The 22,814-nt window shown below is 63.2% G+C and carries 23 protein-coding genes and 1 pseudogene; 14 read left to right on the forward strand and 10 right to left on the reverse strand.

The window, feature by feature from the left end:
• Positions 1–7: 7 nt before the first annotated feature.
• Complete coding sequence (locus tag AC1IN8_RS20695; RefSeq protein WP_479760444.1) at positions 8–1,057, reverse strand: glycosyltransferase family 9 protein; 1,050 nt, start codon at positions 1,055–1,057, stop codon at positions 8–10.
• A gap of 202 nt (positions 1,058–1,259) precedes the next feature.
• Positions 1,260–1,397, reverse strand: a pseudogene (locus tag AC1IN8_RS20700) (PTS ascorbate transporter subunit IIC); the annotation flags it as partial.
• Positions 1,398–1,605: 208 nt separating this feature from the next.
• Here AC1IN8_RS20700 and acuI point away from each other — a divergent pair.
• From acuI to AC1IN8_RS20715, 3 genes are all read left to right on the forward strand, one after another.
• The gene (gene acuI, locus AC1IN8_RS20705; RefSeq protein ID WP_479760446.1) at positions 1,606–2,586 is read left to right on the forward strand and encodes an acrylyl-CoA reductase (NADPH); all 981 of its coding nucleotides are present in this window, start codon (positions 1,606–1,608) and stop codon (positions 2,584–2,586) included.
• A 72-nt stretch (positions 2,587–2,658) separates the two neighbouring features.
• On the forward strand, positions 2,659–2,781 hold the full coding sequence (locus AC1IN8_RS20710) for a hypothetical protein (RefSeq protein ID WP_080675028.1): 123 nt from the start codon (positions 2,659–2,661) through the stop codon (positions 2,779–2,781).
• Positions 2,782–2,959: 178 nt separating this feature from the next.
• Complete coding sequence (locus AC1IN8_RS20715) at positions 2,960–3,304, forward strand: DUF2799 domain-containing protein (protein ID WP_139437792.1); 345 nt, start codon at positions 2,960–2,962, stop codon at positions 3,302–3,304.
• 45 nt (positions 3,305–3,349) lie between these two features.
• Here the strand turns inward: AC1IN8_RS20715 and AC1IN8_RS20720 are convergent, their stop codons facing one another.
• Positions 3,350–3,580: a hypothetical protein gene (locus AC1IN8_RS20720; protein WP_163156991.1), complete on the reverse strand. Its 231-nt coding sequence runs from the start codon at positions 3,578–3,580 to the stop codon at positions 3,350–3,352.
• Between the two features lie 15 nt (positions 3,581–3,595).
• The gene (locus AC1IN8_RS20725; RefSeq protein WP_139437790.1) at positions 3,596–4,030 is read right to left on the reverse strand and encodes a flagellar basal body-associated protein FliL; all 435 of its coding nucleotides are present in this window, start codon (positions 4,028–4,030) and stop codon (positions 3,596–3,598) included.
• 145 nt (positions 4,031–4,175) lie between these two features.
• Between AC1IN8_RS20725 and AC1IN8_RS20730 the strand changes: the two genes are divergently transcribed.
• The gene (locus AC1IN8_RS20730) at positions 4,176–4,727 is read left to right on the forward strand and encodes a chorismate--pyruvate lyase family protein (RefSeq protein ID WP_479760449.1); all 552 of its coding nucleotides are present in this window, start codon (positions 4,176–4,178) and stop codon (positions 4,725–4,727) included.
• Positions 4,724–5,587, forward strand: a complete 864-nt coding sequence (gene ubiA, locus AC1IN8_RS20735; RefSeq protein ID WP_043132628.1) for a 4-hydroxybenzoate octaprenyltransferase — start codon at positions 4,724–4,726, stop codon at positions 5,585–5,587. The genes AC1IN8_RS20730 and ubiA overlap by 4 nt, the downstream gene beginning before the upstream one ends.
• A gap of 70 nt (positions 5,588–5,657) precedes the next feature.
• Here the strand turns inward: ubiA and plsB are convergent, their stop codons facing one another.
• Positions 5,658–8,081, reverse strand: a complete 2,424-nt coding sequence (gene plsB / locus AC1IN8_RS20740) for a glycerol-3-phosphate 1-O-acyltransferase PlsB (RefSeq protein ID WP_479760451.1) — start codon at positions 8,079–8,081, stop codon at positions 5,658–5,660.
• 204 nt (positions 8,082–8,285) lie between these two features.
• Here plsB and lexA point away from each other — a divergent pair, with 204 nt between their 5' ends.
• The 4 genes from lexA (at position 8,286) to AC1IN8_RS20760 (ending at position 11,809) form a co-directional block, all read left to right on the forward strand.
• The gene (gene lexA / locus AC1IN8_RS20745; protein ID WP_479760453.1) at positions 8,286–8,912 is read left to right on the forward strand and encodes a transcriptional repressor LexA; all 627 of its coding nucleotides are present in this window, start codon (positions 8,286–8,288) and stop codon (positions 8,910–8,912) included.
• 459 nt (positions 8,913–9,371) lie between these two features.
• On the forward strand, positions 9,372–9,581 hold the full coding sequence (locus tag AC1IN8_RS20750) for a hypothetical protein (protein WP_234567867.1): 210 nt from the start codon (positions 9,372–9,374) through the stop codon (positions 9,579–9,581).
• A 214-nt stretch (positions 9,582–9,795) separates the two neighbouring features.
• A complete protein-coding gene (locus AC1IN8_RS20755; protein ID WP_139437782.1) occupies positions 9,796–10,422 on the forward strand; it encodes an SCO family protein in 627 nt (208 codons plus the stop codon).
• Between the two features lie 28 nt (positions 10,423–10,450).
• Positions 10,451–11,809, forward strand: coding sequence for an MATE family efflux transporter (locus tag AC1IN8_RS20760; protein WP_479760454.1), 1,359 nt, complete (start codon positions 10,451–10,453; stop codon positions 11,807–11,809).
• Between the two features lie 50 nt (positions 11,810–11,859).
• Here AC1IN8_RS20760 and trmL read toward each other — a convergent pair whose 3' ends face one another.
• The 3 genes from trmL to AC1IN8_RS20775 form a co-directional block, all read right to left on the reverse strand.
• Entirely contained in the window at positions 11,860–12,324 is a 465-nt protein-coding gene (gene trmL, locus AC1IN8_RS20765; RefSeq protein ID WP_479760456.1) for a tRNA (uridine(34)/cytosine(34)/5-carboxymethylaminomethyluridine(34)-2'-O)-methyltransferase TrmL, read from the reverse strand.
• 81 nt (positions 12,325–12,405) lie between these two features.
• Entirely contained in the window at positions 12,406–13,761 is a 1,356-nt protein-coding gene (locus AC1IN8_RS20770) for an ATP-binding protein (protein WP_139437777.1), read from the reverse strand.
• Complete coding sequence (locus AC1IN8_RS20775; RefSeq protein WP_139437775.1) at positions 13,758–14,450, reverse strand: response regulator; 693 nt, start codon at positions 14,448–14,450, stop codon at positions 13,758–13,760. Before AC1IN8_RS20775 ends, AC1IN8_RS20770 begins: the two co-directional genes overlap by 4 nt.
• A gap of 86 nt (positions 14,451–14,536) precedes the next feature.
• Here AC1IN8_RS20775 and fieF point away from each other — a divergent pair, with 86 nt between their 5' ends.
• The 4 genes from fieF to AC1IN8_RS20795 all read left to right on the forward strand — a co-directional run bounded on the left by fieF (position 14,537) and on the right by AC1IN8_RS20795 (position 17,983).
• Complete coding sequence (gene fieF, locus AC1IN8_RS20780) at positions 14,537–15,448, forward strand: cation efflux pump FieF (RefSeq protein WP_205642766.1); 912 nt, start codon at positions 14,537–14,539, stop codon at positions 15,446–15,448.
• A gap of 8 nt (positions 15,449–15,456) precedes the next feature.
• Positions 15,457–16,236 carry a serine O-acetyltransferase gene (gene cysE / locus AC1IN8_RS20785; RefSeq protein WP_025325275.1) on the forward strand — a complete coding sequence of 260 codons (780 nt, stop codon included), beginning with the start codon at positions 15,457–15,459 and terminating at the stop codon, positions 16,234–16,236.
• Between the two features lie 21 nt (positions 16,237–16,257).
• Positions 16,258–17,538, forward strand: coding sequence for a hypothetical protein (locus AC1IN8_RS20790; RefSeq protein ID WP_479760459.1), 1,281 nt, complete (start codon positions 16,258–16,260; stop codon positions 17,536–17,538).
• A 235-nt stretch (positions 17,539–17,773) separates the two neighbouring features.
• Complete coding sequence (locus AC1IN8_RS20795) at positions 17,774–17,983, forward strand: cell division protein ZapB (RefSeq protein ID WP_025325277.1); 210 nt, start codon at positions 17,774–17,776, stop codon at positions 17,981–17,983.
• 72 nt (positions 17,984–18,055) lie between these two features.
• Here the strand turns inward: AC1IN8_RS20795 and elbB are convergent, their stop codons facing one another.
• The gene (elbB, locus tag AC1IN8_RS20800) at positions 18,056–18,706 is read right to left on the reverse strand and encodes an isoprenoid biosynthesis glyoxalase ElbB (RefSeq protein ID WP_139437769.1); all 651 of its coding nucleotides are present in this window, start codon (positions 18,704–18,706) and stop codon (positions 18,056–18,058) included.
• 400 nt (positions 18,707–19,106) lie between these two features.
• Here elbB and polA point away from each other — a divergent pair, with 400 nt between their 5' ends.
• Entirely contained in the window at positions 19,107–21,863 is a 2,757-nt protein-coding gene (gene polA / locus AC1IN8_RS20805; protein WP_479760461.1) for a DNA polymerase I, read from the forward strand.
• Positions 21,864–21,945: 82 nt separating this feature from the next.
• Here the strand turns inward: polA and AC1IN8_RS20810 are convergent, their stop codons facing one another.
• Complete coding sequence (locus tag AC1IN8_RS20810; RefSeq protein WP_202048086.1) at positions 21,946–22,485, reverse strand: gamma carbonic anhydrase family protein; 540 nt, start codon at positions 22,483–22,485, stop codon at positions 21,946–21,948.
• Positions 22,486–22,814: the final 329 nt, after the last annotated feature.

Below are 22,814 nucleotides of genomic sequence, written 5' to 3' on the forward strand. Positions count from 1 at the left end.
CTGTCGACTACCCGACTGGCATTGGATCGGGGGTCGGCTCTTCCGGTTTGCCATGGGGCTGCGTCACTTCGTCCCAGAGCATGCTCAGCTGGTGTTGAACGGCCAGGACTTCCTGCTGCGGATCCTGATGGTTGGTATCGATGAATCGATAGCGGGGATGAGAGACGGGATTGGCAATGGCGGAGTGCCCCAGGGGAGAGACTATGGTCAGCAGCGGTATGTCCAGCGCCTGCGCGATATGCCGCGGACCTGTGTCGTTGCCGACGAACAGCTGGCAGTGGGCGATAAGCCCTGCCAATTCCCGCACCGAGCGGGTCTGTATGCGGTCAAACACGCTGGCCTGCAGCGTCTCTGGCAGCAAGGGCTTCAGGCTGCGGTTGTACTCTTCCTCCCCAGGGCCGCAGTAGATCAGGATCTGGGCGTGGTGCTGCTCGATGAGCCAGCGCGCGACCTCGGCGAAACAGTCGATGGGCCAGCGCTTGTAGTGCCCAAGGGAGTTGACCCCCATGGCGATCAGCGGCCTGCCCGGATCTATGCCGGCGGCCTGAAGTGTCTCCCGTCCCCGTTGCTTCTCCGCTTCACTCAGCCAGAGATAGTAGTTGCGATCCTCCTTGGCGAGCCCCAGGGGCTTTAGCAGCGAGAACCTGTCATCCACCAGGGTGCTGTTGCCCTGATGTTCGGTGTCGTGGCGAAAGCGCACTATGTGGTTGTGGCCGAGTCGCCAGGGGAAGGAGTCGAAGCCGATCCGCAGTCTTGCTCTCGAGATGAGGCAGGTGAGCAGGCCTATCATCTGGCCCTGGCTGTTGATCACCACGTCGTAGTGCTCGCGGCGAATGTCCAGCAGCAGCTCTTTCATGTAGCGCCACTCGTTGCGGCGCGCCTTCTCGATGACGATCAAGCGATCTATGTTGGGATTCCCCTCCGCCATCCCCGCGCAGTAATCCATGACCAGATAGTGAACCTCCCCGGCGGGGTCGTGCTGCTTGAGGTTGTTGCACAGTGCGGTGGAGATCAGCACATCTCCTATCTGTTTGGTTTGTACTACCAGATATTTCATGGAAGAGGCCTCGGGTGAGGTCGGGTGGAACGTCAGCGCATCAGCATATCGCACTCCCCCGTCAGATGCTGCCGCTGTGGGCTGAAAATCCGATCCAACGCACTGTGTTTGCACATATTTTCGGCGTCGATGGGGTGAGGCTGCCGCAAACAACAGGCGCGGCCTATAGACCGCGCCTGCTGACTGTCTGGTCGAAGCGGCCTCAGCGCACTATCAGGCCCAGCAGTATGCCCACCACGCCGAAGTCGGCATCGCTGAAGGTGGTGTTGGCAAAGCCGAGATCCCCCAGCACCGGCAGCAGGAACACCGGCAGGAAGGTGATCAGCAGGCCGTTGGCGGCTTCGATGATTCGGATGTGGCGAAGGCCTGTTATCCTGCCCTGACGTCGGTACAGAGCCCCTATCGCAAGATGGGCGGCATGGTCGCGGAGATGAATCCTGCGTAAACTGGCAGGCGAGACGGTGGCCGGCCTGGCCCTGACCCTGGATTTTCAACTGCAAAGGCGTCAAAGCACCTGATGGGTGACGTCACAACATCGAGAGGCAAGCATGTTCAAGGCTCTGTTACTGGACAACCAAGATGGCAAGACCAAGGCAACTCTGACCCAACTGGCCGAGAGCCAGCTGCCGGCGGGGGAGGTGCGGGTGGCGGTGAGCTACAGCTCCCTCAACTACAAGGACGGGCTGGCCATCACCGGCAAGGGCAAGATAGTGCGCCAGTGGCCGCTGGTGCCGGGCATCGACTTCGTCGGCACTGTGCTGGAGTCGGCCGACAGCCGCTACCAGAGCGGTGACAAGGTGGTACTGACCGGTTGGGGCGTGGGGGAAGGACACTGGGGCGGTATGGCCGAACAGGCGCGGGTCAAGGCCGACTGGCTGGTGCCGCTGCCGGCCGGGCTGGATGAGCGCCAAGCCATGTGCATCGGCACCGCCGGCCTCACCGCCATGCTCTGCGTGCTGGCGCTGGAAGAGGCGGACATAACCCCCGACAGCGGTGAGGTGCTGGTGACAGGTGCCGCCGGTGGAGTGGGCACCACAGCCGTCGCCCTGCTGTCTGCGCTGGGCTATCGCGTCGCGGCCCTGACCGGCCGTCCCGAGGAGCAGGGCGCCATGCTGACGGCGTTGGGTGCCAGCCGCATAGTGCCGCGCAGCGAACTGCTGGAGCCCGCCAAGCCGCTGGAGAAACAGCTGTGGGCCGGTGCCGTCGACACCGTCGGCAGTCAGGTGCTGGCCAAGCTGCTGGCCCAGATGAACTATGGCGGTGCCGTGGCCGCCTGCGGCCTGGCGGGCGGCTTCGATCTGCCCACCAGCGTCATGCCCTTCATCCTGCGCAACGTGCGCTTGCAGGGGGTGGATTCGGTGATGTGCCCGCTGGCGCGTCGTCAACTGGCCTGGCAGCGACTGGCGCGGGATCTGCCCGCCAGCTTCTTTGCGCAGGCGGTCACCGAGATCGGGCTGGAGCAGGTGGTGGAGGCCGCCGAGGCCATCACCGAGGGTCGGGTGGCGGGGCGCACCCTGATCAGGCTCTGACCGGCACCACTGGCGAGCCCCATTTTTCTGGATAGACTTTGAAGGCCGGTGCACTATCCAAGGAGAATGAGCATGGGTACGCAGACGCCGGATTTCGAGCTCGACGATGAGTGGGAGCCGGAATCCTGGGAAGACGAGCTGGAGGAGCTGGACGACGAGGGCTGGCAGGACTATGACCCCCTCGACGATCAATGACTCCCTGTAACGCGTGCGGGCGGGCCTGGTGGCCCGCCCGATTTTTTGTGCGTTCGGCAGCATGCCCCTTGGTGGCCGGGCGAGGCTCTGGTTAGAATGAACTGCTCAAATGGCGCTGTGGGAAGAGGGATGCCCGTCAGGCCAGAGACGCCATAAACCACTCAAACAACGCCCAAGGATGATTATGCGCTCACTCGTCATCATGCTCTGTGCCACCCTGCTCGGGGGCTGTGTCTCCAACTCGGACGATCCCTGCGAAAAGGTGTGGAGCGACGTCGGGGAAGCCGATGGCAAGCTGGGGTTTGCCGACGACAGGGTTGCATTCCACCAGACCCAGTGCGGCGACAAGGTGGACGTTGCCATGTGGCAGCAGGGCCGCCAGAAGGGATTGGCCTGGTATTGCCGCCCGGAGCACCTCTATCTGGCCGGGCGATCGGGGGAGGAGTACCGCGGTGTCTGCCCCAATGACGTCCAGGCCCGCAGACTGTTTGCGCAGGGCCGTCAGGGCTGGACCGATCAATAGGGCGCCCCCCTTCTTCAGACGCTTGAGCGGCAAGCTGCGGGGGACTTACTCCCCTTTCTCCTTCAGTCGCAGCGGCTGGCACAGGTACTCTTTATCATTGGCGCTGCGGGCGCATTTGCCGCACACGAACTTGGGTTTGCGCAATATCTTGCGCAGTGTCTTGAGATCGGCGGGGATCTCGTGACGGCGCCATTCACACAGCGTCTTGTGGCCCATGACGATGACTTCCTCGACAGTGAATGGGAGCGGCAGGGAGAGCAGACTGCCGGTCGGCACCCTGCTCGCGGTTCATTACTGATAAAGATACTTGGTAAAGATGAGCTCGCGTACCGCCTTCTTGCCGGTCTCTCTGACCAGCAGTTCGTTGACCTTGGCCTCGCACTCCTTGCGCAGCTCTTCCCGGCTCACCAGGGACTTGATCTGGGCCCCCGTCTTGCTGCCAATCAGGCGGATGATGGCATCGCGGATCAGGGGGTCGTGCTGCTCCAGCAACTTGAGATCGGCGGCGTTTTCGGCCATCAGCTCCACCGTCACCCGCACATAGCCCAGGGTTTTGCCGTCGCCGAGGTAGTTGGTGATGATGTCCGGATCCAGCGCGTGATAGGCGAATCCCGGCTGGACGGCAGCGGAGGCCGGATCGGCGGCCGCTTCCTCGTTGGCGAAGGCGTGGGTATTCAACAGGGTACAACCCAGGGATAACACCAGCAGAATTCTGAAGATCTTCATCTAGATGGCTCGGCAGCGACGGATGCCCCATTTTTGATGCTGCCATCGGGGCCGTCAAGCACGGATGTTCTTACAATTCGCCATTGATTTACGGATAATAAACGGGATTTTAACCTGACAACGGAAATCTCCGGATGGTGAAGCTGTGAAGTCCGAGTTGACTGTTCCCCTCATCCAGCTCGTCCCCTGGCGGGCACCCGCAGAGTGTGACCCCCCCGAGGCACTGCGCCCCTGGTTGCTGGAGGCCGACTCCATGACCCGGCGCCTGCGGCGTTACAATAGTCACCTCTCGGTGCAACTGCTCGGCAATCGCAGCGTGTCGCTGGGAGCGGACGAGCAGACGCTGGTGGCCGTTGCGGATCCCGTGGGGATCTGCCGCGAGGTGATCCTGCACGGTGACGCCGGGCCGGCCATTCTGGGCTGGACCCTGTTTGCCGAGGCGGCGCTGCAAGGGAGCGGCCTGCAGGATCTGGGGGAGCAGCCATTGGGGGAGCGCATCTTCGGTGATGCACCGGCACGGCGGGATCACCTGCAACTGGCCTGCTTCGAGATCGCGAGCAATCCCTGGTGCCAGGGCGCCACCGTCTGGGGGCGCCGCTCCCGTCTCTATCTGGGGCAGTGGCCCTTGCTGGTCCACGAACTCTTCCTGCCCTCGCTATCGTCTCATTCGCTGCCATCGCATAAGGAGCTGGAGTGAAGCTGTTAACCAAGGAGCGGGGACTGGCCTATGTGCAGTTGGCCCGCATCGACAAGCCCATCGGCACCCTCTTGCTGCTGTGGCCGACCCTGTGGGCGCTCTGTCTCGCGGCTGGCGGCCTGCCGGATCCCTGGATCCTGACCGTGTTCGTGGTGGGGGTCTTCCTGATGCGCTCGGCGGGCTGCGTCATCAATGACTATGCGGATCGCAACTTCGACGGCCACGTGAAACGCACCGCCGGGCGACCGCTGCCCATGGGCCGGGTCGACGAACGGGAGGTGCTGATCCTGTTCGCCGTGCTGGCGCTCATCTCGTTCGCCCTGGTGCTGACCCTGAACCCGCTCACCATAGGCCTGTCGTTCGCCGGCCTGCTGCTGGCGGTCTGCTATCCCTTCATGAAGCGTTTCATTCCCATCCCGCAACTGGTGCTCGGGATGGCGTTCTCCTGGTCCATTCCCATGGCCTATGCGGCCCAGGCCAATGCCCTGCCGCCCGTCGCCTGGCTGCTGTTTCTCGCCAACCTGCTGTGGACCATCGCCTACGATACCCAGTACGCCATGGTGGACAGGGACGATGACCTCAAGCTCGGGCTCAAGTCGAGCGCCATCCTGTTCGGCCGTCACGACAAGCGGATCATCGGCGTGCTGCAACTGGCAACCCTGCTCATTCTGCTGCTGGTGGGTCAGCTGATGGCGCTGGGGTCCGGCTATTACTGGGGTCTGCTGGGGGCGGCGGCGCTGTTCGTCTATCAGCAGCGGCTGATCCGGGAGCGTCAGCGGGAAGCCTGCTTCCAGGCCTTCCTCAACAACAACTATGTGGGAGCCCTGGTGCTGCTCGGGGTGATCGCCCACTACCTGTGAGCAGCCCCTGTCGATAAAAAAGGCCGCATGATGCGGCCTTTTTGTTGCTCGTGGCTGGCTCTTCTTGAGGTCAGAGCCGGTTGCCCGCCTGTATGGTGCGGCGGATCTTGTTGCTGAGCAGCGGCACTATGTTGTCGGCCAGGGCCTGGAAGCGGCCGAGATCCGGCTTGCAGCCCGGATCCAGATAGCCTTCGCTGCGCAGGGTGTGGATCAGGGTGCTGAACAGCTTCTGGTCGAAGAACTCGGGGGCGTTGATGCCGTGCAGGGTGCCGAGGCGCTCCGCCATCATCAGGCCGTCCGCCTCCAGCTGCTCCGCCTCGATGTGGGGCTGGGCCAGCACCCGGGTCAGCACTATGGCGTAGCGTTGCAGCGTCTCCTGAATGCTCTCGGCCAGCAGCAGCAGGCGCATCTGGTTGCCCGGATTGACCCAGTAGCCGCCGTCGCGCGCCTCGATCAGCTTCTGGCGTTGCAGCTCGGCCAGCAGGGCATCGACCAGCTCCGGCAGCTCGTCCTCTTCGTAGCGCAGGAACAGCTCTGTCTTGAGCAGCGGGTAGATGTCGATGCAGCGGGCGACGATCTCGCCGCGGGAGATCCCTTCGCAGCGCTCGATCAGGGCCGCCACCAGGGAGGGCAGGGCGAACAGGTGGAGTATGTTGTTGCGGTAGTAGGTCAGCAGGATCGCCTGATAGCGATCGAGGCTGATGATCTGCCCCAGCTTGTCCTCGCTCACCTCGAACTTGTTGAGCTCCATGGCCTGATCCAGCAGTGTCCTGGCATCCTCGTCCGGCATGGTGCTCTGGGGGCTGTAGGGCACCTGCTTGAGCAGGTCCAGATAGGTGTTGATCTGGGCCTGCAGCTCGTCCCGGGTCAGGGCATGGCGTTCGGCGGCCAGCAGCGCCAGGGCGCTCAGGGTCAGGCCGTTGACGGCGGCGGCATCGTTGATCCGGGTCATCAGCAGCTCGGCCAGCTGGTTGACGGTGGGGGCCATCCATTCGGGGCGCTCCTCCCGGCCAATGCTCTCCTTCCAGTGCGGCACGTGCTCGCCGAGGTAGCTGTTGAGGGTCAGCGGTTCGCCGAAGTTGACGAAGCCCCGGCCATAGTTGCGCAGCTTGCGCAGTATGCCGAGCACCTGCAGGAAGCTCTCCTTCTCCTTGCGGCTGCCCTTGAGCTCGTTGTGGTAGGTGTTCACCTCCATCACGTGCTCGTAGCCCAGATAGACGGGCACCAGGGTGACCGGCCTGTCCAGCCCGCGCATCATGGCCTGCAGCGTCATGGCCAGCATGCCGGTCTTGGGGGGCAGCAGGCGGCCGGTGCGCGAGCGACCCCCTTCGGTGAAGAACTCCACCGAGTAGCCCTTGGCAAACAGCAGGTTCAGGTATTCACGAAATACCGTGCTGTAGAGCGGGTTGCCCTTGAAGGTGCGGCGGATGAAGAAGGCGCCGCCGTGGCGGAAGATGGGGCCCGCCGGCCAGAAGTTGAGGTTGATGCCCGCCGCGATATGGGGCGGCACCATGCCCTGGTGATAGATGACGTAGGAGAGCAGCAGGTAGTCCATGTGGCTGCGATGGCAGGGGACGTAGACTATCTCGTGCCCTTCCTGGGCGAGCTGGCGCACCTGCTCGGCACCGTTGACCGAGAGGCCGCGGTAGAGCTTGTTCCACAGCCAGCCGAGGAAGCTCTCCCCGAGCCGGATCAGCCGGTAGGAGAAGTTGGAGGCGATCTCGTCCATGTAGCCATGGGCGCGCTTCTGGGCTTTTTCGAGGCTGATCCCCTCCCGTCTGGCCTCTTCCTCGATGGCCTGCTGGATCACGCTCGACTCCAGCAACTGCTTGAACAGCAGGTTGCGGTTCGGCAGCTTGGGACCGGTGGCCGCCAGTTGCTGGCGACTGAAGTGGGTGCGGGCCACCCGCGCCAGCTTGTGGGCGATGGCCTCGTCGGTGCCGTGCTTGTCCGCCATGTAGCGCAATGAGAGCGGCGGTGAGAAGCGCACCAGGTTTTCGCGCCCTTTCAGGATCACGATCAGCGCCTTCTTGAGCCGGTTCGGGGCCAGGCTGCTGATGATGTTCCAGCCGGAGGCTTCCTCGCCTTCCCGGCCGGGGGCGCGCCCCCAGAACAGGGTGACGGGCACCACCTGGATATCCAGCTCGGGATCCTGCTTGTGCAGGTCCAGCAGCTGGTGGAACTCCTGCAGGAAGGGCAGCGGCTTGTTGCGCGTGCCAAACAGGGGAGGCGGACGATCCAGACAGACGTAGCGCGGCAGCAGCTGGCCACCCAGTTCCAGCGGAGTGAAGGGGCCGGGCAGGCCGAGATCCTCGCAGCACTGTTGCAGGGTCATCAGGTCGGTGATCGAGCTGGTTTTCAGGGCGTAGACTATGGGTCTTGCCGGATCCAGCTTGAGCTCCGTGATGGGATTTTCCGGCAGGCTCTTGTGATTGACCAAGCCACTGACCGGCCATTGCAGGATGGCTCTGGAAATGTTCTGTCCAAGGGACATGTGCGTCTGCTCTCCAAAAAAATGCGGCGTGAGCATAGCAAATCACCGACGGCTTGTCGCCGAGAGGTAGGATGAGTGCCTTTTCAGGATAGAAGGTGCGGGATTTTTGCGACAAGGTGGGGACAAATATCAGCAACGCCTTGCCTTGGCCACAGCACTGTATATACTGCCAGTGTGCTGTATAAAAAGACAGGTGCCTATGCTATGAAACCCCTTACCCCCCGCCAGGCTGAAGTGCTGGAGCTTATCAAGGCGAACATGAGCGAGACCGGCATGCCGCCGACTCGCGCCGAGATCGCCCAGAAGCTTGGCTTCAAGTCGGCCAATGCGGCCGAGGAACATCTGAAGGCCCTGGCCAAGAAAGGGGTCATCGAGATCATGCCCGGCACCTCCCGCGGCATCCGTCTGCTGCTCGAGGAAGAGGAGGCTGCGCCAGAAGAGAACGGCCTGCCGCTCATCGGCAAGGTCGCGGCCGGCGAGCCCATCCTGGCCCAGGAGCACATCGAGAGCCACTATCAGGTGGATCCCGCCCTGTTCCACCCGCGGGCAGACTTCCTGTTGCGGGTGCAGGGCATGAGCATGAAGAACATCGGCATCATGGATGGGGATCTGCTGGCGGTGCACAAGACCCAGGAGGTGCGCAACGGTCAGGTGGTGGTGGCGCGTCTCGATGAAGACGTCACCGTCAAGCGCTTCCAGCGCAAGGGCAGCCAGGTGTGGCTGCTGCCGGAGAACGAGGAGCTCTCCCCCATCGAGGTGGATCTCTCCAGCCAGCATCTGACCATCGAAGGGCTGGCGGTCGGGGTCATTCGCAACGCCGACTGGATGTAGCCATCGAACATGCCAAGGGGCCTCCTGCGGGAGGCCCCTTCGTTTGTGCGTTTTCCCCGATCTCCTTTCCTCCCCGATCCCCGCCATTGCCGCCGCCCGGATCCACCGTAAACAGTACCGCCACGCATCGTGCATTTCGGATATATCCTTTGAGAAGGCCCGCAGTGTCATGGCCGGATAATCGCCATGACCTTGAGTGTGCCGCCAGGTCAGCATGGGTAGCAGGGATGCATCACGGCTGGGGCGGTGCGGGACAGGGAGAGTCGTCAGGCAGCAGGACGACTCAATACAGTCAGTACGCGACGGTGCCTGGTCTGCCTCCCGATGGCAGTCACACTGGTCGGCGTGGCCTGTTGAGCAAGGAGGACAGGTATGGCTTCAAGCTCGCCGTGGGATCCGGGTCCGGCCGCAACCGCAACCCCCGCATCCTCCATCACCCGATTCATCAAGGGCAGTCGGATGACGTGGTTTTATGCGCTCTGGGTCTATCACAAGGGCGATGGCTGGACCATCTGGCTGGGGTGCCCCAAGGACAAGATTGTCCGCCTGGTTCGTCTGTTCCGCCGCCACCACGACATAGGTTTGCCAGATGCCCCCTGGACGGCCCCGGTCATTCCGCTGCGCGCCACTATCCGGCGCCCCCAGGGGCAGCGAAGACTGCGACCCTGAGCCAGTCCCCCGAACAGTGTGTGAGCCCCACCCGGTGTGGGGCTTTTCTTTATCCCCGCCATGGCCGGGAGATAGTGGTTGTCTCCTCCCTATGGGGACCTTTCCTGACCGGGATCCGGACTCGGGACTAGGCAGAAACGGGGCCTGGCGGGTTACAATAGCCCTTCATTGGCCCCGCCATCTGGCTGGTTGAACTAGCAAGGTTCTGTTTTATATGGTTAAACCACGTTTTTCCCTGCTGTTGTTGCTCTTCGTCGGCAGCATAATGGCGGCTTATTACTGGAGCCAACCCTCCCTGCCTGCGCAGGCGGATTATTATCCGGTAGGGCGCGACATCAATCCCTTCACCCTCACGGATGGGGATGGGAAGCCCTTCACCGCCGCCAATCTGGCGGGGCACTGGACCTTCCTGTTTATCGGCTACACCTATTGTCCCGACGTCTGCCCGACCGCCCTGGCGGATCTGCGCTCCATCTACCCGGATCTGAAGAAGATCTCGCCCAGCAGCCAGGTGGTCTTCGTCTCGGCGGATCCCCAGCGGGACGACAGCGCTCGCCTCAAGAGCTACACCGCCTTCTTCCATCCGGAGTTCAAGGCGGCGACCGGCCCCCACCGCGCCCTCTTCCCCCTGGTGCGCAACCTTGGCCTCGTCTATTCCATCGTGGAGAGCGAACGCAAGGATTACCTCATAGACCACTCGGCCTCGATCGTGCTGATCAGCCCCGAGGGCAAGCTGGTGGCCATGTTCCGTCCCAAGGTGGCCCCGGGTGAGGTGCCTCATGTGGACATGCAGACCATGGTCTCCGACTTCGCACGCATAGTGCGGCTGGCCGACGAGTGAGACGCTGGCGCCGATTGTGCCTAGCTTGATGGCGTCCTGGCTGAGGGATCCTCGCCGCCACAGGGCCGTGTTTGCCCTGGCCCTGCCCATGGTGTTCTCCAACGTCACCACCCCCTTGCTCGGCCTGGTGGACACCTGGGTGATCGGTCATCTCGGTCAGGCCTGGTTCCTCGGGGGCGTCTCGGTCGGGGCAACCCTCATCAACCTCCTGTTCTGGCTGCTCGGTTTCCTGCGCATGTCCACCACTGGCCTGACCGCCCAGGCCCAGGGCGCCGCCAGCGCCGAGGGGCAGCTGGACACCCTGGCGCGGGCGCTCGGCCTCGCCGTCGGGCTGGGGCTGGCCCTGCTGTTGCTGGTGCTGCCTTTCTTGCCTGCCATCATAGGGCTCAGCGGGGGATCCCCCGAGGTGCAGGTCTATGCCGGCGACTATGTCTCGGTGCGGATCTGGAGCGCCCCGGCGGCCTTGTGCAACCTGGTCATCATGGGCTGGCTGCTGGGCATGCAGGATGCGCGCAGCCCCATGCTGCTGCTGATCCTGAGCAACCTGGTCAACATGGTGCTGGATGCCTGGTTCGTGCTGGGGCTGGGCTGGCAGGTCAGGGGGGTGGCTGCCGCCTCCCTGCTGGCGGACTACTGCTCGCTCGGGGTGGGGCTCTGGCTGGTGAGCCGCCGCCTGCGCCATCTCCCGGCCGAGGTGTGGCAGAACGCCTGGTCGCGCTGGTGGCAATGGCCCGCGGTGCGGCGGCTGCTCGGCCTGAATCGGGACATCTTCATCCGCTCCCTCTGCCTGCAGCTCTGTTTCGCCTTCATGACCCTGCAGGGGGCCAGGCTGGGGGACGTGGCGGTGGCCGCCAATGCGGTGCTGCTCAACTTCCTGATGCTGATCTCCTACGGGCTGGACGGTTTTGCCTACGCGGTGGAAGCCATGGTGGGGCGTGCCATAGGACGGCGGGACAGGCAGGGTCTGCGGGAGGCCATAGTCCTCAACCTGGGTTGGGCCTTGCTGATCGCGATCGCCTTCGCCCTGGGGTTTGCCCTGGGGGGGCGGCAGCTCATCGCCCATATCACCGACATCCCTGCGGTGATCGCCGAGGCGAACCGCCAACTGCCCTGGCTCATCGCCATGCCCTTGCTGGCGGTCTGGTGCTTCCTGCTGGATGGGGTCTTCATCGGGGCCACCCGGGCTCGCGAGATGCGCAACAGCATGCTGGTGGCGGTGTTTGCCGGCTTCTTCCCGATCTGGTGGCTGTGCCAGGGATGGGGCGTGGCGGCCTTGTGGGCCGCCATGGCGGCGCTGATGACAGGGCGGGGGCTGACTCTGGGCTGGCTATGCTGGCAACTGGAACGTGACGGCCGCCTGCTGGGTCAAGGCCGGGAACCCGCCTGACGGGGTCTCATGGTCGGTGCCGCCTCTGAAGGGCACCGCGCCGACGGAGGCTAGCGGGATCCCTCATAGCCAAACTGGCGCCAGCTCTCGTAGACGAAGACAGCGACCGCGTTGGCCAGATTCATGCTGCGGCTCTGGGGCAGCATGGGAATGCGCAGCCGCTGCTCGAACGGCAGGCTCTCGATGATCTCCGCCGGCAATCCGCGGCTCTCAGGCCCGAACAGCAGGGCATCCCCCGGGGCGAACTGCGCCGCCGAATGAGCGGTGCGCCCCTTGGTGGTGCAGGCGAATACCCGCTTGGGGGCCACGGCCGCGAGAAAGGCCTCATAGCTCGGCCAGCGCTTCACCTCGGCAAACTCGTGATAGTCGAGCCCGGCCCGCTTCACCCGCTTGTCATCCCAGGCAAAACCCAGGGGCTCTATCAGGTGCAGCCGGTAGCCGGTGTTGGCACAGAGGCGGATGATGTTGCCGGTGTTGGGCGGGATTTCCGGTTGATAGAGCACTATGTCGAGCATGACGGGATCCTGATGCGGGGCTGGGGTGGTGCGAAACGGGCGCCAGCATACCCAGCGCCCGTGCCGATGAAAAGGGGTGGCTCACGCCATGGGCAGGCGGATGGTGATGACGAGCCCGGTCGGATGATTGTTGCTGGCCTTGATGGTGCCGCCATGACGCTGGATCGCCTCGGCGGCGATGGCGAGACCGAGACCTGTGCCCCCTGTCTTGGCGTTGCGGGCATCGTCCACCCGGAAGAAGGGCAGAAACAGCATGGGCTGCTGCTCCACCGGCACGCCGGGGCCGTCATCCCTGATGGTCATCACCCACTCCCGTCCCTCCTGATACCAATCCACCTTGATGAACTCGCGGGCATACTTGAGCGCATTGCGCAGCGGGTTCTCCAGGGCCCTCGCCAGCAGCTCGGGCCACATCCGCAGCGATTCGGTCGGCAGCGGCGGCAGCCTGAGCTGTTTGCCGTTCTGGTTGGCCTCGAACATGGCGTCGTCCAGTATGGGCTCCAGCAGATCCGCCAGCGGCAGGGTCACCGGGGCCTCCACATGCTGCTGGACCCGGGACAGATCCAGCAGATCCCCGATCAGCTTGTCGAGCCTGGCGATTTCGCTCTCGATCCGCGCCAGCTCCGAGCTGTCCCCCTGCTTGCGGCGGATCAACGCCTGCGCCAGCTGAATGCGGGTGAGGGGGCTGCGCAGCTCGTGGGAGATGTCTGACAGCAACTGTTTCTGCTTCTGGATCATGCGCTTGAGGGTGTCCACCATGTGACTGACATGATCCGCCAGCTGACCTATCTCGTCCCGTCGTCCCAGGTTGGGGATCCGCGTCTCCAGCTTGCCCTGCGCCAGCTGGGAGACAGACTGCTGCAACTGCAGTATGGGGCGGGTCAGCCGCCAGGCCAGCAGCAGGCAGAGGGGGGTGCTGACCAGCATGGCGATGCCCAGGATCTGGATGGGGTGATCCAGGATCTGGATGAACAGGAACAGATAGGAGTTCTCGACGTTGAGCCCGAAGTAGACGTGATAGCTCTGGCCGTGGTGCTGCATCAGGAAGGGGCCGGCGATGGCCCGCTGGTGCTCGCTGCCCAGCATGGGCTTGGCCGGGTCGTCGGCATCCAGCATGAAGCGGATGACGAACTTGCTCAGCCGGGTGGTGGATTGCATCTGGCCCTTGGCGTCGCGCAGGTAGACGTTGTCCACCGGCAACAGCCCGGCCGTCGTGATAGCCTGCTGTAGATCGAAATCCTGGTGCGGATCGGCACCGGCCTGCAGCGCCCGCAGGTTGTTGTTCATCCTGGCCATCTCGTGCTCGGGCAGGGGTATGGTGTTGCGGGGATCCAGGGTGGGCAGTGTCACCACGGCGGCCAGCACGAGCAGCAGCATGAACCAGAACCAGAGAAATATCTGGGTGGAGAGGCCATTGAAGGTGCGGGCCGTTTTCATGCCTGCTCCAGCCAGAGGTAGCCTCGGCCACGCACCGTCTTGAAGCGGGGCTGGCCATCGCTGCGCTCAGGCAGCTTCTTGCGCAGGTTGCTCAGGTGCATGTCGATGGCCCGATCGAAGGGCTCGAGCTTCTTGCCAAGCACCTGCTCTGACAACAGGTTCTTGCTGACGATCTGGCCCGGGCTGCGCAGCAGGCACTCCAGCAGGCCGAACTCGGTGGCGGTGAGCTCCAGCAGCTGATCGTCGCAGCGGGCCTGCTGCAGGCCGGGCTGCAGCACCAGATCCATGAAGCGCAGCTCGTCGGATGCGCCGCGCTGGGGGGAGGGATGCTGGGTGCGGCGCAAGATGGCGCGCACCCGCGCCAGCAACTCTCTGTCGTCGAACGGCTTGGCCAGATAGTCATCGGCCCCCGCTTCGAGCCCGTTGACCCGATCCTGGCTGTCGCCCCGGGCGGTCAGCATCAGCACTGGAGTGTCGTGGGTCTTGCGCAGCCTGGTCAGCATGGCGAACCCGTTGAGTCTGGGCATCATGACGTCCAGCAGCACCAGATCGAATGCCTGCTCTGCCAGCCGCAGCAGCCCCTCCTCCCCATCCTCGGCGACGGTGACGTCAAACCCTTCCAGGGTCAGGATTTCGGTGAGCAGCTGGGTCAGTTCGAGATCGTCGTCGACCAGGAGTATTTTGTTCATTCGGGGTCACTCCGTTGATTTTGCGCGCCAAACTGACGTTCGGGTCAGGGTATAATAAGTTTTTACGCGTCAGAGGAAAGCCGGTTTTGAGCCACCAACACTATTCCCGCTGGGTCACCCTCGCCAGCACGGCGGCGGTCGTCACCGCCACCCTGCTGATCCTGGGCAAGCTGATCGCCTGGTTGATGACGGACTCTTCCAGCCTGCTGGCATCCCTCACCGACTCCTTCATGGATGTGAGCGCCTCCATCATCAACCTGCTGGCCATTCGCTACGCGCTGGCGCCGGCCGATGAGGAGCACCGCTTCGGCCACGGCAAGGCGGAGTCCCTGGCGGGTCTGATCCAGTCGGCCTTCATCTCGGGCTCTGCCCTGCTGCTGATGATGCACGGCATCTCGTCGATGCTGAACCAGGTCCCCGTGGTGCGGCTCGAGGCCGGGATCTGGGTCAGTGCCGGCTCCATCCTGCTGACCCTGCTGCTGGTCAGCTTCCAGAGCCTGGTCATTCGCAAGACCAACAGCGTGGCCATCAAGGCCGACATGCTGCACTACCGCTCTGACTTGCTGCTCAATGCCGGTGTCCTGGTGGCGCTGGTGCTGGCGGGGCAGGGGTGGTACTGGGCCGATGGCCTGTTCGCCATCCTGATCGGTCTGTTCCTGGTGTGGGGAGCCGTCCAGATCGGCTACGAATCGGTACAGGCCCTGCTCGATCGTCAGTTGCCAGAGGAAGAACAAGCGAGAATAATGGCGCTCTGCTGTGCCGTAGAGGGGGTGCATGGCGTACATGATCTGCGCACCCGTCAATCCGGGCCGACCCGCTTCGTGCAGTTGCATCTGGAGCTTGACGATCAGCTCCCCCTGGTCAAGGCCCATCAGATAGCCGACGAGGCTGAACTGGCGGTCCGTCAGTCCTTTGAGCGGATGGATGTGATCATCCACATGGACCCCATCTCGGTGCTGACAAAAGAACAACAAGGCACTCACCCTGAACAACAGTAGGCTGCAACATGGATGATCTGGTTGCCCAGACGTGGCAAAAAATTCAGCAGGAAGCGCAGAGCATGGCGGCCCAGGAGCCCATGCTGGCCAGCTTCTTTCACTCCACCATTCTCAACCACAGCGATCTGCGCTCGGCGCTGAGCTTCCAGCTCGCCAACAAGCTCGACAGCACCACCATGCCGGCCATCGCCCTGCGCGAGGTGATCGAGCTGGCCCTGCGCAGCGAACCCGAGTTGCTGGCCGCGGTGGCCGCCGACATCTGCGCGGTACAGGACAGGGATCCCGCCGTCGACCTCTTCTCGACGCCGCTGCTCTACCTCAAGGGGTTCCATGCCCTCCAGGGCTACCGGGTTGCCAACTGGCTGTGGCGCCAGGGGCGTCGCTCGCTGGCGCTCTACCTGCAAAACCAGATCTCCGTGGTGTTCGGGGTCGACGTGCACCCGGCCGCGCGGATCGGCAAGGGCATCATGTTTGACCACGCCACCGGCATAGTGGTCGGTGAGACCGCGGTGATCGAGAACGACGTCTCCATCCTGCAGAGCGTGACCCTGGGGGGCACCGGCAAGGAGAGTGGCGACCGCCATCCCAAGATCCGCGAAGGGGTAATGATAGGGGCGGGCGCCAAGGTGCTCGGCAACATCGAAGTGGGGGTCGGCGCCAAGATAGGGGCCGGCAGCGTGGTGATCAACCCGGTGCCACCCCACACCACTGTCGCCGGCGTGCCTGCCAAGATAGTGGGCCGACCCGAGTGCGACAAACCCTCCCTGGACATGGATCAGTGTCTCTGATCCCCTGACCGAGGCCGCTGTATGGTCAAGCGCTGGTCAGGCTATCTGATCCTGGGGATGTGGCTGCTCAACCTGCTGCACCTCTATCTAGGATTCTCCCCCTGGCCGGCCGCCGTCGCGGCCTGGGCCGCCTCCCTGCTCACCTGGCCCTGGCTGGTGGGCGCCGCCCGTCGTCAGGCGCTGGCGCTCTACGGGGCGGCGTTGCTGCTGCTGATCTTCTCCTGGTGGCGCGGCGCCAGCCTCAGCCCCGGAGACTGGCTGCTGCCCAACATCAACATGCTCACCATGTTTGCCGCCGTCAGCACCCTCAACCTCGCCACCTCGGGTCTGCTGACAGGCACCGCCTCCTGGTCCGGGCGCAAGGGGTTGTGGAGCACCATGGCCAGCCTCAATCTGCTCGGTGCCGTCATCAACCTCTCGGTGCTCTTCATCATCGGCGATCGGCTGGAGCGCAGCGGTACCCTTGAGCGGCGCCAGGTCATGGTGCTGAGCCGGATCTTCTGCGCCGCGGCCTTCTGGTCCCCCTTCTTCGTCGCCATGGCAGTGGCGCTCACTTACGCCCCCGGCCTGCAGCTCTCCCAGATTTTGCCGTTTGGCATCCTTGCCGCCCTGCTGGCCATGGGTCTGACGGCCTGGCAGGTGGAGCGGCTCGGGGTGGCGGACTTTGCAGGTTATCCCCTGAGGCTGCAGACACTGGGGTTGCCGGTGACCCTGGCGCTGCTGGTGCTGCTGATCCACCGGCTCTGGCCCGGGCTCAGCATCCTGGCGGTGATCGCGCTGGTGGCCCCCTTGCTGGCGCTGCTCTTCATGCCAAGCCAGGGGCGCGGGGCGGCCCTCAAGCGGCAGGTGGTGGAGCGTTTCCCCGCCATCGGCGGCCAACTGGTGCTGTTTCTCGGGGCTGGCCTGCTGGCTGCCGGCATCAACAGCGCCCTCTCTGTCATCGACTTCGGTGCGGGTCACGGCCTGCCGCTGTTCAACCACTTCGGCTGGCTTGAGGCATCCCTCACCCTGCTGCTCATCTTCCTGGTCGCCATCATAGGCGTGCACCCCCTCATCAGCATCTCGGGGGTGGCCCCCTTGCTGTGGCCGCTGTCACCGGATCCCAGCCTGCTAGGCATGTGCTTCCTGCTGGGGTGGGGGCTCGCCACCGGCACCAGCCCGCTCTCCGGCTCCAACCTGGCGCTGGCCTCCCGCTACAACCTGAGCGCCGGGCTGCTGCTGCGCTGGAACCTGCTCTACGGGCTGCTGATGTACGGGGTGGCCTGTCTGTTGATGGGGGGCTTCATCGCCCTGCACGGCTGATGCCGGCGGCGGGAGAGGAGCCGGTTCGCAGGGGGCCGTGACGCCGCGGCGAGCGTCCCGGATCGCGGTTCCTGCCGCCTGCGAGAAAAACCGACGCATATTTAAGCAATACCGGCACGGAGGGCGCATTTTGCAACGCGCTGGCTTGTTTGTGCCGAGCGCATCAGGGTATGCTGGCTTCACGCGCTTGAATCGCCCCCTGTGGGGCATCGCAATTGAACATACAGGTATGCATATGTCACTAGAAGTCCTTGAGCAACTCGAATCCAAAGTACAATCCGCCGTCGACAACATCTCCCTGCTGAAAATGGAGCTGGACGAGCTGAAAGAGCAGAACAACAAGCTGCAAGACGAGAACCATCAGCTGCGCAACGAGCACGTTGCCTGGCAGGAACGTCTGCGCGCCCTGCTGGGCAAGATGGACCAGATGGGCGATGCCATCTGATCCCGTCTTGACTGACTGGAATGAAAGCGGGCCGCTCCTTGAGCGGCCCGCTTGTTTTGGCAGGGGAGGGGATCACAGGGCCAGCAACTGCCTGACCGTCTTCTCTATGCCGTCGGCGGCCTCGACGATGTTCTGCGCCAGCATGTAGGCCGGGGTCGAGATCACCTTGCGTTCCTGATCCACCACGAACTCGCTGACCGGGCAGTTGAGATGGCTGCCCCCCATGGCCTCGATGGCATTGGCGGCGCCCTCGTCATGGCCTATGGTGGCCAGGGTGCCGGCGCCATAGATGAGGGGGATCATGGCCGGTGCTATGCAGATATAGGCCGCCGGTTTACGGGCTTCGGCAAAGCTCTGGCAGGCTTTCAGCACATCGGGCTGGATCTGGCAGTTGGCGCCCTGAACGGCGAAGTCGCACAGATTCTTGGCGGCGCCAAAGCCGCCGGGCACCAGAAGGGCATCGAAATCGGCCGCATCCAGCTCGGCCACATTCCGGATCTGGCCGCGGCAGATGCGGGCCGCCTCGACCAGGACGTTGCGGCTCTCCCCCTCGCTCACCTCGCCGGTCAGGTGGTTGATGACGTGCAGTTGAGGCACGTCGGGCGCGAAGCACTGGACGGTGGCGCCCTGACGGGCCAGTGCCAGCAGGCTGATGACGGCTTCATGGATCTCGGCGCCATCAAACACGCCACAGCCACTCAAGATCACGGCCACTTTTTTCATGGCAGACTCCTCGTTGTTGAAAATGTGAGCCAGGGTAGATTGTTGTACTTTTGTATGGTTATCGTTCGGCCTCCGCTGGTCAAGTCATCTTGCTGTGCTAGGATTGTTTCGTTTTGGATCCTGTCTCGTTGACCCCCTTGAATTTTTTTCCACATTGATCGAGATCATGATGAAGGCATCATGGTTTGTTTTTACGATCTCAATACACTGTTTTATATGTGTTTTTTGTTTTTAGTCCACAGCTTTGCCACCATGGTACAGCCATGCGTCCATTTTTGAGCACAGAGTTATCCACAGGTCATGGGGCGGTTCGTGGCACGAATGGGAGGGGGTCAGCCCCTTGGTGTGCCGCGGGCCCTGTGGCATCCTAGCGACTGTTTATTCCTGGCAGGACGATTTCATGGCCCCTAGCAATCCCCTTATCTTGGTCGACGGCTCTTCATATCTTTACCGCGCCTTCTTCGCCTCCCAGCAGGCCGATCTGCGCACATCGACCGGTTTGCCAAGCGGCGCCGTCCGGGTGATGGCCAACATGATGCGCAGCCTGCGCAAGCAATACCCCGACTGCCATGTGGCCGTGGTGTTCGACGCCAAGGGCAAGACCTTCCGTGACGACATCTACCCCGAGTACAAGGCGACCCGCGCCAGCATGCCGGACGATCTGCGCAGCCAGGTTGCCCCCATCCATCAGATGATCAAGGCGATGGGCTTCCCCTTCCTGATGGTCGAAGGGGTCGAGGCCGACGACGTGATCGGCACGCTCGCCCGCCAGGCGACCGAGAAGCAACTGCCCGTGCTCATCAGCACAGGCGACAAGGACATGGCGCAGCTGGTCTCCGACCATGTCACCCTGATCGACACCATGAAGGATGTGAAGACCGACCGGGAAGGGGTGATCGAGAAGTTCGGCGTGCCCCCCGAGCTCATCATCGACTACCTGGCCCTGATGGGGGACAAGGTGGACAACATTCCCGGCATGGCAGGGGTGGGCGAGAAGACGGCCCAGGCGCTGTTGCAGGGGATAGGCAGCATCGATCAGATCGCCGCCAACCTCGACAAGGTCGCCGCCCTCGGCTTTCGTGGCTCCAAGACGTTTGCCGACAAATTCCGCGAGCAGGAGGATCAGGTTCGCCTCTCCTACCAGCTGGCGACCATCAAGACCGACGTCGAGCTGGAGCAAAGTCTCGAAGAGCTGCTGCTGGGCCCGATCGACAAGGAGTCCCTGCTGGCGGTCTACCGGGAGTACGAGCTGCGCAACCTGATCAAGGAGCTGGAGTCCGGTGGCGAAGAGAGCGCCGGGCAGGAAGAGGCCGCTGATGGCGCTGCTGCTCCCGCTGCCACCATCGAGACCGACTACAGCTGCATTCTGGAGGAGGCCGAGTTCGACGGCTGGCTGGCACAGTTGCAGGCGGCACCACTGTTTGCCTTCGACACCGAGACCACCAGTCTCGACTACATGGAGGCGAGAGTGGTCGGCGTGTCGTTCGCCATCGAGCCGGGCAAGGCGGCCTATGTTCCCTTCGGCCACGACTATCTGGGGGCGCCAACCCAGCTGACCGAACAGCAGGTGCTGGGCAAGCTCAAGCCGCTGCTGGAAGATCCGGCCCGCCTCAAGGTGGGCCAGAACCTCAAGTACGATCGCAATGTGCTGCAGAATCACGGCATCGATCTGCAGGGCATCGCCTTCGACACCATGCTCGAATCCTATGTGCTCAACTCCACCGCCAGCCGCCACGACATGGACTCCCTGGCCAGCAAGTACCTCGGGGTCGAGACCATCTCCTTCGAGGATATCGCCGGCAAGGGGGCCAAGCAGCTCACCTTCAACCAGATCGAACTGGAGCAGGCCGCGCCCTATGCGGCGGAAGATGCCGACATCACCCTGCGTCTGCACCAGACCCTGTGGGGCGAACTGAGCAAACAGCCTGAGCTGGCCAAGGTGTTCACCGAGATCGAACTGCCCCTGCTGCCGGTGCTGGCACGGATGGAACTGCTCGGGACCACTATAGATCCCAAATTGCTGCACCAGCAGAGCCAGGAGATCGAAGTACGTCTGGCGGAGCTGGAGCGGGAGGCCCACGAGCTGGCCGGGCAGGAGTTCAACCTCTCCTCGCCCAAGCAGCTCGGCGAGATACTGTTCGTCAAGCTGGGGCTGCCCATCCTCAAGAAGACCCCCAAGGGGGCCCCGTCCACCGCCGAAGAGGTGCTGGCGGAATTGGCGGAGACCTATGATCTGCCGCGCCTGCTGATGGAGCACCGCGGTCTGGCCAAGCTCAAGTCCACCTATACCGACAAGCTGCCGCTGATGATCAAGCCCCAGACCGGGCGGGTACACACCTCCTACCATCAGGCGGTGGCGGCGACCGGTCGGCTCTCCTCCACCGATCCCAACCTGCAGAACATCCCGGTGCGCAACGAGCAGGGGCGCCGGATCCGGCAGGCCTTCATCCCGAGCGCCGGCTACAAGCTGGTGGCGGCGGATTACTCCCAGATCGAGCTGCGCATCATGGCGCACCTCTCCGGTGACCAGGGCTTGCTGACCGCCTTTGCCGAGGGCAAGGACATCCACAAGGCGACCGCCGCCGAGGTGTTCGGTGTGGCACTCGAGGCGGTGACCACCGACATGCGCCGCAGCGCCAAGGCGATCAACTTCGGCCTCATCTATGGCATGAGTGCCTTCGGTCTGGCCAAGCAGCTGGGGATCGGCCGTGCCGAGGCGCAGAAGTACATGGATCTCTACTTCGAGCGCTATCCGGGCGTGCTGGAGTACATGGAGCGCACCCGCCAGCAGGCGGAAGCCCAGGGCTATGTCGAGACCCTGTTCGGGCGCCGCCTCTACCTGCCGGACATCAAGTCCCGCAACGCCGGTCTGCGCAAGGCGGCGGAGCGGGCGGCGATCAACGCTCCCATGCAGGGCACGGCCGCCGACATCATCAAGCGCGCCATGATCGCCGTCGATGGCTGGATCCGGGGCATTACCGATGGCTCCATCCACATGTTGATGCAGGTTCACGATGAACTGGTGTTCGAGATCCGCGAGGAGAAGCTGGAGGAGTACATCGCCCTCATCAAGGAGAAGATGTCCGCGGCGGCCGAGCTGCACGTGCCGCTGGTGGTGGAAGCCGGGACCGGCGACAACTGGGATCAGGCCCACTGATCCCGACCACAGTTATTGGCTAGCTATATAAGCAGAGAAGCCCGGCGCATGCCGGGCTTCTTGTTTTCGTTCTCTGTCTGCCTCAAGCCTCTTGCAGATACTCATCCTTGAGCAGGACATAGTTGTCGGCCGAGGTCTTCAGAAAGGCAATCTCTGCCGGCTTGAGCGGCCGTGCCTGCTTGACCGGGTTCCCCATATAGAGGAAGCCGGATGCGAGCCGCTTGCCCGGTGGCACCAGAGAGCCGGCGCCTATCATCACATCATCCTCGACGACCACCCCATCCAGCAGTATGGCCCCCATGCCGACCAGCACCCGGTTGCCTATGGTGCAACCGTGCAGCATGGCCTTGTGGCCCACGGTGACGTCTTCCCCGATCAGCAGGGGATAACCATCGGGATTCGCGGCGCTCCTGCGGCTGAGGTGCAGAACGGTGCCGTCCTGCACATTGCTGCGGGCGCCGATACGGATATGGTTCACATCCCCCCGTGCCGCCACCAGGGGCCAGATGCTGGCATCGTCGCCGAGCACTATGTCTCCCACCAGGGTGGCGCAGGGGTCCACATATACCCGCTTGCCCAGTTGCGGGCGTTTTCCTTTATAGGATCTCAGTCGCAAGTCCATCTTGGCCTCCTCAATTTTCTGGCCATTCTAGCAATCCCGAGCCCGTTTCTGTGGATAAGTTTGTACAAAAGCTGTGGTTGGCTATGAATAACTAGAGAAAGGCCTATTTTTGAAGATTTATTGCCACTTTTTGCAAAAATGGGCTTGCCAGAAAGTTTCAGCTCCCTATAATGCGCCTCCATCGACAGGGCAAGCGGCAACGCAAACAACCCGGTCGGTAACCTCGAAAAGCCTTTGAAAATAAGGCTTGACTCGAGAAGGCGGTTGAGTAGAATTCCACTCCCGCAGCAACACACTGTTGCGTCGCTCTTTAACAATTTGAATCAAGC

This window comes from Aeromonas sp. 130281 (assembly GCF_056642115.1).